Origin of the sequence: Neorhizobium populisoli (genome assembly GCF_019430945.1) — a bacterium.
Lineage (GTDB): Bacteria > Pseudomonadota > Alphaproteobacteria > Rhizobiales > Rhizobiaceae > Neorhizobium > Neorhizobium populisoli.
The window spans coordinates 72500-83976 of sequence record NZ_JAHYCB010000002.1 but is presented as its reverse complement, the minus strand read 5'-3'; the positions used below and the strand labels follow the sequence as shown (position 1 = coordinate 83976).

At 58.1% G+C, this 11477-nt stretch carries 9 protein-coding genes; 6 read left to right on the top strand and 3 right to left on the bottom strand.

Annotated features, from left to right (window positions below):
* Positions 1-223 precede the first annotated feature (223 nt).
* Together KX729_RS04695 and KX729_RS34225 are read right to left on the bottom strand one after the other, a co-directional pair.
* Positions 224-1495, bottom strand: a complete 1272-nt coding sequence (locus KX729_RS04695) for a flagellin N-terminal helical domain-containing protein (RefSeq protein WP_219741290.1) — start codon at positions 1493-1495, stop codon at positions 224-226.
* A 269-nt stretch (positions 1496-1764) separates the two neighbouring features.
* Entirely contained in the window at positions 1765-3036 is a 1272-nt protein-coding gene (locus KX729_RS34225; protein WP_219741289.1) for a flagellin N-terminal helical domain-containing protein, read from the bottom strand.
* A gap of 351 nt (positions 3037-3387) precedes the next feature.
* On the opposite strand from KX729_RS34225, the gene KX729_RS04685 reads away from it, so the two are divergent.
* Positions 3388-5331 (top strand): O-linked N-acetylglucosamine transferase, SPINDLY family protein, encoded by a 1944-nt coding sequence (locus KX729_RS04685; protein ID WP_219741288.1) that lies wholly within the window; start codon positions 3388-3390, stop codon positions 5329-5331.
* An 82-nt stretch (positions 5332-5413) separates the two neighbouring features.
* Here the strand turns inward: KX729_RS04685 and fliP are convergent, their stop codons facing one another.
* Positions 5414-6151, bottom strand: a complete 738-nt coding sequence (gene fliP, locus KX729_RS04680) for a flagellar type III secretion system pore protein FliP (RefSeq protein WP_219741287.1) — start codon at positions 6149-6151, stop codon at positions 5414-5416.
* A gap of 334 nt (positions 6152-6485) precedes the next feature.
* On the opposite strand from fliP, the gene KX729_RS04675 reads away from it, so the two are divergent.
* The 5 genes from KX729_RS04675 to KX729_RS04655 all read left to right on the top strand — a co-directional run bounded on the left by KX729_RS04675 (position 6486) and on the right by KX729_RS04655 (position 11439).
* A complete protein-coding gene (locus tag KX729_RS04675; protein ID WP_219741286.1) occupies positions 6486-7727 on the top strand; it encodes a glycosyltransferase family 2 protein in 1242 nt (413 codons plus the stop codon).
* Positions 7728-7824: 97 nt separating this feature from the next.
* Positions 7825-8595, top strand: coding sequence for a glucose-1-phosphate cytidylyltransferase (rfbF, locus tag KX729_RS04670; RefSeq protein WP_219741285.1), 771 nt, complete (start codon positions 7825-7827; stop codon positions 8593-8595).
* Positions 8595-9662, top strand: coding sequence for a CDP-glucose 4,6-dehydratase (gene rfbG, locus KX729_RS04665; RefSeq protein ID WP_219741284.1), 1068 nt, complete (start codon positions 8595-8597; stop codon positions 9660-9662). The genes rfbF and rfbG overlap by 1 nt, the downstream gene beginning before the upstream one ends.
* On the top strand, positions 9659-10219 hold the full coding sequence (locus KX729_RS04660) for a dTDP-4-dehydrorhamnose 3,5-epimerase family protein (RefSeq protein WP_219741283.1): 561 nt from the start codon (positions 9659-9661) through the stop codon (positions 10217-10219). Before rfbG ends, KX729_RS04660 begins: the two co-directional genes overlap by 4 nt.
* The gene (locus tag KX729_RS04655; protein WP_219741282.1) at positions 10216-11439 is read left to right on the top strand and encodes a class I SAM-dependent methyltransferase; all 1224 of its coding nucleotides are present in this window, start codon (positions 10216-10218) and stop codon (positions 11437-11439) included. The genes KX729_RS04660 and KX729_RS04655 overlap by 4 nt, the downstream gene beginning before the upstream one ends.
* The last annotated feature ends 38 nt before the right edge of the window (positions 11440-11477 follow it).

The following is an 11477-nucleotide window of genomic DNA, read 5'->3' as shown; positions in this document are numbered from 1 at the left end:
CTTTGTCTTGGTTAACCCATCGTTTCGATGAGGTCATTTAGCGCCCGAATGGTTAACAAACCTTAAACCGAATTTACCAAAGTTAATAAAAATCAACCGAGGTTAAGCGAAATCAACTTAAGTTAAGGAAAATCAACGAAGATTAAGAAAAAAATCGCGCGCATAAAAAAACCGCGCCCGGGGGGCGCGGCCTTTTTGGTTTTGAAGCCTTGCGGCCTTCCGATTAACGGAAGAGCGACAGGATGTTCTGACCGTCGGAGTTGGCGATCGAGAGCGACTGAACTGCCAGCTGCTGCTGGGTCTGCAGTGCCTTGAGCTTCGTGGACTCTTCGTTCATTTCCGCGTCGACCAGGCGGCCAACACCGCTGTCGATCGAGTCGGACAGCTTGGAAGCGAAGTCTTCCTGCATGTTGATGCGCATGGAGATCGAGCCGAGACGTGCAGCAGCGCTCGTCATCTTTTCGAGCTGACCGTCCGTGAAGGAGATCAGGAAGTCCATGATCTGCTCGTCGGAGACGTTCGTGCCGTCGCCCATGCCGAGGTTCTTGACGTCACCAGACTTGCGGTAGTCGTCGAGCTTGGTGATGTCGAGTTCGGAAACCGATACACCGTTGGTGAGCGTGATCGTGGCGTTGGTCGCGATCAGGGCGTTGGTGTTGACCTGGTATTCGTTGGCGGTAGCCGAGAATACTGCGTCGACGAAACCACCGCCGACCTTCATCAGGAAGGCGCCGTTCGTGCCGTCGGAGTAAACGCCGAGGGTGTTACCCTTCTGCCATACGTCGCCGCCGATATCGCGCCATACCATGTTGGTATCGTTCATCGCAGCGGTGTTGACCTTGGCGTAGCGATCTGCACCGAGCGTGTCGGAAACAACGCGCATGCCCTTCAGCGAGTTCGCATCGAGAATGCCGGCATCGCCGCCCGAAAGGTCGAACAGGATGTTGGTTTCGTTCAGAACAACGTTGATGGTCTTGACCGAAACGTTGCCCTTGGCGTCGCGGGTGAAGGAGCCAACGATCTGCTTGTTGATGTCGTCAGAAGCGTAGACAACACCGGTCGTGGCATTGGTCTTGCCGCTGACGTCAGCCTGCAGCCAGTTTTCGCCCGAGAACGAAGCGGAAGAGGTGATCGACTTCAGCTGGTTCTGCAGCTGGGTGATTTCTTCCTGAACCTTGGACTTGTCAACGCCCGGTTCAGAAGCAGCAACGAGCTTGTTCTTGATTTCCTGGACGACGTCGATAGCCGATTCCATAGCGGCATATGCGGTGTCGACCTTAGCGGCGCCGAGGCCGAGGGCGTCCTGAACAGCGCCGAGAGCGCCGTTGTCCGAACGCATGGTCGTTGCGATCGACCAGTAGGCAGCGTTGTCCGAAGCGGAACCAACGCGGAGACCGGAGGATACGTGAGCCTGCGTCTTCTCCATGTCGGAGCCGAGCTGGCGGAGAGTCTGGAGTGCAGACATAGCTGCAATGTTAGTCAGAATGCTGGTCATTAGAAAGTGCCCCTTGAGTGGCTGATTACGAAAAGGGACATTCCGGATTAACACCGGGAACGGCGGACAGCTTCATGCTTGCTAACCGGTTAATTTTCTTGGTTAACTCGCCGTTTCGATGGCTCTAGGTAACCCCAATTTGGTTAATGAAGATTGAAGCCGGAAAAGAAAAATGAAAAAGCCGCGCCCGGTGTCGGGCGCGGCCTTTTTTAAGCTCGGTGGTGCGGTCAGCCTCCGCACCACTTCGCCTGTTCCTATGTCTGTTCCGATTAACGGAAGAGCGACAGGACGTTCTGGGAGTCGGAGTTCGCAATCGAGAGCGACTGGATCGCCAGCTGCTGCTGGGTCTGCAGTGCCTTGAGCTTCGTGGACTCTTCGTTCATGTCGGCGTCGACGAGACGACCTACACCGCGATCAAGCGAGTCAGACAGCTTCGAGACGAAGTCGTTCTGCATGTCGATACGCTTGGAGACGGCACCGAGCTTTGCAGCTGCGCTGGTCATCTTTTCGAGCTGGCCATCGACGAACGAGGTCAGAGCGGCGATGATATCGTCGTCCGAAGCGTTCGTGCCGTCGCCCATGCCGAGGTTCTTGACGTCACCAGACTTGCGGTAGTCGTCGAGCTTGGTGATGTCGAGTTCGGAAACCGATACACCAGAGGTCAGCGTGACCGAAGCGTTGGTAGCGATCAGGGCGTTGGTGTTGACCTGGTATTCGTTGGCGGTAGCCGAGAATACTGCGTCAACGAATGCGCCGCCGGTCTTCATCAGGAAGGTGCCGTTCGTGCCGTCGGAGAAGACGCCGAGGGTGTTACCCTTCTGCCATACGTCGCCGCCGATATCGCGCCATACCATGTTGGTATCGTTCATCGCAGCGGTGTTAACCTTGGCGTAGCGATCTGCACCGAGCGAGTCGGAAACAACGCGCATGCCCTTCAGCGAGTTGGCGTCGAGAATGCCGGCATCGCCGCCCGAAAGGTCGAACAGGACGTTCGATTCGTTGAGCGTGATGTTGACGGTCTTGACCGAAACGTTGCCCTTGTTGTCGCGGGTGAAGGAGCCAACGATCTGCTTGTTGATGTCGTCAGAAGCGTAGACAACACCGGTAACAGCGTTGGTCTTGCCGCTGATGTCAGCCTGCAGCCAGTTTTCGCCCGAGAACGAAGCGGAAGAGGTGATCGACTTCAGCTGGTTCTGCAGCTGGGTGATTTCTTCCTGGATCTTGGACTTGTCGGCAGAAGATTCGCCGGCGGTAACCAGCTTGTTCTTGATTTCCTGAACGACGTCGATAGCGGCTTCCATACCGGAGTAAGCGGTATCAACCTTAGCAGCGCCGAGGCCCATAGCGTCCTGAACAGACGACAGAGCGGAGTTGTCCGAACGCATGGTGGTTGCGATCGACCAGTAGGCAGCGTTGTCCGAAGCCGAACCGACGCGCTTACCAGAAGAGATAGCGTTCTGCGTGGATTCCATTTCGCCGCTGATGCCGCGCAGCGTCTGGAGAGCGGCCATTGCATTGACGTTAGTAAGAATGCTCGTCATAGTTGTTTGTCCCTTTGAACGAAATACTTTTTGGGGGGACATTCCGGGTTTACCGGTCACTTCGGTCCGGCGTCATGCCAACTCGGCTCCTTCAACTCGGAAGTGAGGCCGAACCCGTTGTGTGAGGAGAAATCTCGCAGCCAATCCTTGCCAACTTCTTTAAAATGGGCGTCTTCCAAATAAGCTCTTTCCTTATGGTTAATGCTTGGTCTGGTTGTATGGTTAACATTTCGTGCCCTCCCCCTCGCCAGCGTCGCGACGTCGGCTTCAAGCAAGCTTCGCGAGCAATGATGCGAAAGGAACCCTCTGCGCCGGGCCCGGCTGCGAGGTGATGGATTGGAGTTGCACGAATTGAAAAGCCTCAAGGTACAACGGGATTATGCGGCCGCCCAAAAGAGCTTCGACAAAGCCGATTATTACGACGTTCTGGGCATCATAAACCGCCTGCTGGACGTTGATCGCGATCCGCGACACTACGCGCTTCTGGGCGCCACCCTGGTAAAGCTCAGGATGAAGACCGAGGCCGCGCAGGCCTTCCAGCTTGCCGGCGAGCAGGAAGGCCGTCATCAGATAAAATATCTGCGCGAGGCGATGCGCCTCCATTTCGCGAATAACGACGATATCAGCCTGCTGCGAATCGGTGCGAAAATTCTCAACGAAGCACTCGATGATCCCGACATGGCGATGCTGATGTCCGGCGCGCTGATGCGGCAGGAAATGGATGGCATGGAAGCCTTCCAGAAGACGCTTGCCGAAAGCGACAATGCCGAGCACCGTCGCTTCTCCGTCCGCTCCGTCCGTCTTGCGACGCGCACGGAAGCCGAACACAAGATGATCATCGACACGTTCGAAAAAGATCCCGAAGACAAGATCGTCCGCAATTATTACCTGACGATCATGCGTGACATCAACAATTACGAGGTCACGGATAAGTTCGATCCGATCCTGCAAGACGAGATCGAGGTAAAGCGCGATATCACGCCGTTCCTTGACGAGATTTCGCTCTACAACATCCGTTGGTGCACGAACGAGGCGGTCAACTCCGTCGCCGGCGCCGCACGCGTCAAGATTCCGGCCGGGATCAAGGACAAGCGCCGGACCATGCCGCACAAATGGGGCGAGAAGATCCGAATCGGTTATCTTTCCGCCGACCTTTGGACCGATCACGCGGTCATGAAAGCCTTCCGCGGCGTTCTCGAAGCCCATGATCGCAGCAAGTTCGATATCACGCTCTTCTGCAACGCAGCCGAAAAGAGCCTGACGGACAGCAATTCGGCAATCCGTGAAAATTGGGGCCGAATCGTTTCAATCCGCGGCATGACGGACGACGAAGCGGTGGAGGCCGTCAAGGAAGCCAATATCGACGTTCTCGTCGATCTCCAGGGCCATACCGCCGATACCCGCGTGCCGATCATGAACCAGCAGACGGCTCCGGTTCATGCAACCTGGCTCGGTTATCCCGGCACCGTGGTCAATATCGATATCGACTATCTGATCGCCGACCGCACGGTCGTTCCGGAAAGCTCCTTCAAGCATTATCACGAGAAGATATGTTGGATGCCGGAAACGTTCTTCCCGAACGATGCGATCCACCGCCCGCTGCCGCGGCCGATCGACCGCAGCGTCTGCCGCATGCCGCAGGATGCGTTCATCTTCTCGTCCTTCCATACGCACTGGAAGATCAGCCGTACGACGCTGGACCTGTGGATTCGCATCCTCAAGCAGACGCCGGGCAGCTATCTCTTCCTGATCTGCAAGGAAACCTTCGGCTCGCGCAAGAACCTGCTGAAGGGCTTTACCAACGCCGGCATCGCCAGCGAGCGCATCCTGTTCGGCGACCGCACGGTCGATTATGCAGCCTATCTCGACCGCATCGCGCTTACCGATCTCGGCCTCGACACCTATCCGTATAACGGTCACACGACCACTTCGGAAAAACTCTGGGCCGGCCTGCCGATGCTGGCGTTCAAGGGCGTCAACTTCGCGTCCCGCGTCAGCGAAAGCCTGCTCAACGCCGTCGGCCTGCCGGACATGGTCTGCGAGACGCCGGACGAATATGTCGAGCGCGCCGTCCACTATTTCAAACATCGCGACGAGCTGAAGCTGGTCCGCGACCGGCTTGAGAAGAACCGCTTCACGGAGCCGCTATTCGATGCCGACCGCTTCTGCCGTCACTTGGAAAACGGTTATGAAATGATGGTCGAACGGGCGAAAGCCAAGCTGAAGCCGGAGCATTTCTCCGTGCCGGCATTGCCGCCGCGCGAGGGTCCGTTCAGCGATCGCGGCGGCTTCTGAACAGCGCATTCATCGTTGATAATGCAATACAATACGGCGGCCGGTTTAACCGGCCGCTTTTCTTTTGTCCGGTGTTTTGCGCTTAACCGAAGGACCGCACGAGGCTTCCGACCAGAAGATTCCAGCCGTCGATCAAGACGAAGAAAAGGATCTTGAACGGCAGGGAGATGGAGGTCGGCGGCAGCATCATCATACCCATCGCCATGGTGATGGCGGCGACGATCATGTCGATGACGAGGAACGGCAGGATGATCAGGAAGCCGATTTCGAAACCGCGGCGGATTTCCGAAAGCATGAAAGCCGGGACCAGAACGCGATAGTCGATCGCCTGCGGCGTGCCGACGGACTGATTCCTTTCGCGGGCAATCTCCACGAAAAGCTGCAAATCCTTGTCACGCGTATTGGCAGACATGAAGACACGGAAGGGTTCCGCAATGCGCTGCACCGCCTCGGCTTCCGTGATCTGGTTTTGGAGAAGAGGCTGCGCGCCCTCATTCCAGGCCCGGTCAAAGGTCGGCGCCATGACGTAGAACGTCATGAAGAGCGCCATGGACACGAGAATCATGTTCGATGGCGTCGTTGCCAGGCCCATGCCGGAACGCAGGATGGAGAAAGCGATCACGAAGCGCGGAAAGCTCGTGACCATCATCAGAATGCCCGGCGCGACCGAAAGAACGGTCAGAAGGCCGAACGTACGGATAATCCAGGCGGCGGCAGAGCCGTCTACCGGCAGATTCAATAGATCCGCCGGCGATTGCTGGGCAAGTGCGAGCCCAGGCATCGCGATCAGGGCGACAAGCAGATAGATCAGCCGAATCATGCGATCACGAAGTCCTTTTGGTCACCTTGGTTAGACACCGTGGCGATTTGCGGTCAACGTCTTAACGGCCCCGTCCAAAAGTCGTGAACAGAAAGATGGTCATCAGGGCCGGGCAGCGTCCAATTTTCTCCGAGATTTGCCCGGCTGGGCTTCAGTTTTGCACAAGCCTCAATCCCTAGGGTCGAATTCAACAATGTCATGATGGCGCGGGAACCTGAACGAATCAGACGGTGATTGGACCGGGAAACCGAATCAGAGCACCGACATCCCATTCGCACGTGTTCCGCCCTGAAGCGGGAACCCGCCGCTCGAAACCCCGGTCGAGGAAACCTCAGTGAATCCCATCAAGCTCAGCATCTGCATTCCGACATATAATCGAGCCGCCCACCTGCGGACCTGCCTGCAGCGGATCAAGGCGTTCTCGTTTGATTTCGCCTATGAAATCGTGATCTCGGATAATGCTTCAACGGACAACACGACGGAAGTCGTGCAGGAGTTCGCGGCTGACATGCCGATCCGCTACTTTCTGCGCCCGGAAAATAACGGCCCGTTCGTCAACGTCAACGGCACCTACCGGCGCGCCCATGGCGAATATTCGGTCTATGTCGCAGATGACGACCGACTGATCTACGAAGGCCTGCTGAACGCCCTGAAGTTCATGGACGACAACCCCGCGGTCAACGTCTGCCATGCTCCGTGGTGGACCTATGACGGCATTCTCGAACGCGAAATGGATATCTTCTATCGTCTCGAAGAAGATGTCATCTTCCAGCGCCGCAGCTTCGGCGAAGTCTTCAACTTCATCTACAACAAGCACATTTTCCCGGAAATCGCCGTTTTCCGCACCAGTGCGCTGCGCACGACCTGGGTTCCGCGCGATATCTGCTTCTACGCCTTCCCGTTGCTGGCGCATTTCCTCGACCAGGGCGACATCGCATTCCTGAAGACGCCGTTCTACCAGCAGGTGATTCGCTCCGAACTCGGCCGCGACCGTCCGCAGGGTGGCCACGAGATCGCAATGTCCGGCTGGGACCAGTATCGCGGCGGTCTGGAATACTTCCTGTATTTCGGCACCAAGCGCGGCCAGATCGCCAGCGGGGAGAACGACAAGTTCACCCAGGATTACATGTGCAAGATGTTCACGCTGATCCGCATGACGGTAGCGCTTCGGCTGCTGCTCGGCTCGCGTCAGTTCGTCAAGGCCTATGAAGTCTACACACGCCTGATGTACGGCGGCCTGGACCAGCATCCGGAAGTGGTTGCGGCCCGTGAAGGCCTGTTGCTTGCTGCAGCGCTCGAAACGCTTGCCTGGCAGGTCAATGCAGCCGGCGGCGTCGAAAACCTTGTCCTGTCCGGCTTCCTCGACACGATCATCCTCAAAGAGCGCATCCGCAAGGTCAATTTCCCGGAGCGTATCGCGATCGTGGACGAACCCGAGGCGCCCACCAAGGACTTCATCGAAAAGACGGCCGTACTGGTATTCACGCCGGATCAGCGCGAACGCTACGTGGAACAGGGATATGATCCCAACCTCGTTTTCGCCCAGGACGACCTCATCCAGACCATTCTCCTGTAAGAAGGAATGGCCTCATAAGTCAGCCGGTCCGTAGCACCGGATCGAATAAGGCGGAGCCGACGGGCGATGGTTCCGCCCTATGGGCAGGGAGATAAACGTGAAAGCTGTCATTCTGGCCGGTGGGCTGGGAACCCGAATTTCCGAAGAGACGCACCTTCGGCCGAAACCGATGATCGAGATCGGCGGCCGGCCGATCCTCTGGCACATCATGAAACTCTATTCCGCCCATGGCGTGAACGAGTTCATCATCTGCTGCGGCTACAAAGGCTACGTCATCAAGGAGTATTTCGCGAACTACTTCCTGCATATGTCCGACGTGACGTTCGACATGGCCTATAACGAGATGCAGGTGCATCGCCGCAGCGCAGATCCCTGGAAGGTCACGTTGATCGATACCGGCGAAGCCACGATGACTGGCGGCCGCCTGAAGCGTGTCGGCGAATATCTTCGGACCGAAGACAGCTTCTGCTTCACCTATGGCGACGGCCTCAGCGACGTCAATATCGGCGAAACCATCAAGTTCCATCGCGAACACGGCAAGCTGGCGACCGTCACCGCGGTTCATCCCCCGGGCCGCTACGGCGCGCTGGAGCGTGACGGAAACAAGGTCACCGGCTTCGTGGAGAAGCCACGCGGCGACGGCGGCCTGATCAATGGCGGCTTCTTCGTTCTGTCGCCGAAATGCCTCGACATGATCGAGGGCGACACCATTCCATGGGAATCCGCTCCCATGATGAATCTCGCTTCGCAGGGCGAAATGATGGCCTACGAACACGACGGATTCTGGCAGCCGATGGATACGCTGCGCGAAAAGAACATGCTCGAAGACCTCTGGGCTTCCGGCAAAGCACCGTGGAAAATCTGGTAATGAGCGGTGGCGCCCGACCTGATCACGCTTTCTGGCATGGCAAAAAGGTTCTTTTGACCGGGCATTCCGGCTTCAAGGGCTCCTGGCTTGCCATCTGGCTTGCCCGGATGGGCGCCAAGGTGACGGGCGTTTCGCTTGCGCCAACTGCCGAACCAAACCTCTTCGTACTTGCAGGTTCGCATATCGAAGCGAGCCATTTTCAGGATATCCGGGACCAGGCGAAACTGGCCGAAATCGCCCGCAACGCCGCGCCGGATATTGTGCTGCATCTCGCCGCTCAGGCCTTGGTGCGCCCAAGCTACCAGGACCCGATCGGAACCTTTGCGACCAACGTGCTCGGCACAGCCAATCTGCTCGAGGCTGTCCGGTCCATCCCGTCGGCCCGCGTCGTCGTCGCTGTCACGACCGACAAGGTCTATCGCAACCTCGAACATTCCTTCCCTTACCGTGAAACCGACCAGCTCGGCGGTCACGATCCCTACAGCGCCAGCAAGGCTGCCTGCGAGATCGTGGTTTCGAGCTATCGCGACAGTTTTCTGCGCGAGAACGGTGTTGCGGTGGCAAGCGCCCGCGCCGGCAATGTCATCGGCGGCGGCGACTGGTCAACGGATCGGCTTCTGCCGGATGCGGTCCGCGCCTGGCAGTCCGGTACCCTATTGAGCGTTCGTCGCCCGGAGGCGAAGCGGCCGTGGCAGCACGTTCTGGAACCGCTTTCCGCCTATCTGGTCCTCGCCGAGCGCCTCTGGAGCGATGCGAGCCTTGCCGACAGTTACAATTTCGGACCGGTAAGCCATGAGGCGGCACCGGTGCGCCAGGTTATCGAGATCGCCCGGGCAGCTTATGGCCGCGGCGAGGTGGTTTACGGCGACGGCACCGAAGGGCCGCACGAAGCGGGATGGCTGGCGCTGGAAACCGCCAAGGCTCGCCATGTGCTGAATATCGAGCCAAGATGGGCGCTGACCGAAGCCGTATCACGGACCATGAAATGGTATCGTGCGCAGCATGATGGCGCCGACGCCCGTACGCTTTGCGAGGCCGAGATCGCCGAATACGAGGCTGTCGCTTGAGCCGATTCACCGTCATCGACCTGCCGCTCTCCGGCCTGAAGCTTGTCGAACGTCAGAACCTTGGCGATTCGCGCGGCTTCCTGTCGCGCATGTTTTGTGCGGAAGAACTGGCGCAGGCTGGATGGGCGAAACCGATTGCGCAGATCAATCTGACGATGACTGCAAAACGGGGCACGCTGCGCGGCATGCATTTCCAGCAGCCGCCGCATTCGGAGATGAAGCTGGTCAACTGCATGCGCGGTGCGGTGCTCGATATCGCCGTCGATCTTCGCGCTGATTCGCCGACTTTTCTGAAATGGCATGCGGAAGAGCTTTCCGCCGAAAATCGCCGATCGCTGCTCATTCCCGAAGGCTTTGCGCACGGGTTTCAGACACTGACGGACGATTGCGAAATGCTGTATTTTCACTCCGTGCCTTATGCGCCGGGCTCGGAAGGGGCGCTCAGCGCGCTCGATCCGGCGCTCGGCATTAGCTGGCCGCTCGAAATCACCGAAATGTCGGAGCGGGATCGCCGCCACCCGAACCTGACAGAGCAATTTACGGGACTGACGTTATGAAATGCCGCCATTGCGACAGCACGCTTGCCTGCGATTTTCTCGACCTCGGCTTCGCGCCGCCGTCCAACGCCTATCTCACGGCTGAGGCCCTTTCCGCGCCGGAGCTTTATTTTCCGCTGCGGCTGAAGGTCTGCGAGGAATGCTGGCTGGTGCAGACGGAGGATTACGCATCCGCCGAATCACTTTTCAGCCCGGACTACGCCTATTTCTCCAGCGCATCGAAGGGCTGGCTGGCGCATGCGGCGCGTTATGTCGAGATGATCACCAAGCGGCTGAACCTTGGCAAGGACAGCATGGTCATCGAGATCGCCTCGAATGACGGTTATCTCCTGAAAAATTTCGTGGCCGCCGGCATTCCCTGCCTGGGCGTCGAGCCGACCGACAGCACCGCAGAGGCCGCCCAGGCGCTCGGCATTCCGGTCATCCGCGAATTCTTCGGCGAGGATTTCGCCAAGTCGCTGGTCGGCATGGGCAAGAGCGCCGATCTCATCCTCGGCAACAATGTCTATGCGCACGTGCCCGACATCAACGATTTCACCCGTGGAATGAAGACGGCTCTGAAGGCCGGCGGCACGATCACCCTGGAATTCCCGCATGTCATGCGGCTGATCGAGCAGAACCAGTTCGACACAGTCTATCACGAGCACTTCTCCTATCTCTCGCTGTTTACGGTCGGAACGATTTTCGAAGCTGCGGGCCTGCGCGTGTTCGACGTCGAGGAACTGCCGACCCATGGCGGCAGCCTGCGCGTCTATGGCTGCCACAAGGACGATGCTCGCGAGACGACCGACGCCGTTAAGGCGATGCTGCACGAAGAAGAAAACCGCGGCCTGCGAGACACCAAGGTCTATGCGGATTTCCAGACCAAGGCCGAAAAGGTCAAGGACGACGCGCTCGCCTTCCTGCTGCAGGCCAAGCGCGAAGGAAAGACCGTCGCCGCTTACGGCGCAGCGGCCAAGGGCAATACTCTCCTGAACTTCGCTGGCGTAAAACCGGATTTGCTGACTTTCGTCTGCGATGCTGCCGCCGCCAAGCAGAACAAGTTCATGCCCGGCAGCCATATTCCGATCCTGCATCCCGACGTGATTTCCGAGCGCCGGCCGGACTATGTGATGATCCTGCCCTGGAATATTGCCGAGGAAGTACGCCAGCAGCTCGCGCATCTGGCCGAAAAGGGCACCAAGTTCGTGACGGCGGTGCCGAGCCTGAAGGTTCAATAAGGGAATTACTGCGGTGATTCGCGCCTGCACATCGCGGG

What these genes read in the sequence shown, in the direction of transcription:
- KX729_RS04695 (WP_219741290.1), bottom strand. Translation starts at nt 1,495, where the DNA reads ATGACCAGCATTCTGACTAACATTGCAGCTATGTCTGCACTCCAGACT.
- KX729_RS34225 (WP_219741289.1), bottom strand. Translation starts at nt 3,036, where the DNA reads ATGACGAGCATTCTTACTAACGTCAATGCAATGGCCGCTCTCCAGACG.
- fliP (WP_219741287.1), bottom strand. Translation starts at nt 6,151, where the DNA reads ATGATTCGGCTGATCTATCTGCTTGTCGCCCTGATCGCGATGCCTGGG.
- rfbG (WP_219741284.1), top strand. Translation starts at nt 8,595, where the DNA reads ATGAGCGGTGGCGCCCGACCTGATCACGCTTTCTGGCATGGCAAAAAG.
- KX729_RS04655 (WP_219741282.1), top strand. Translation starts at nt 10,216, where the DNA reads ATGAAATGCCGCCATTGCGACAGCACGCTTGCCTGCGATTTTCTCGAC.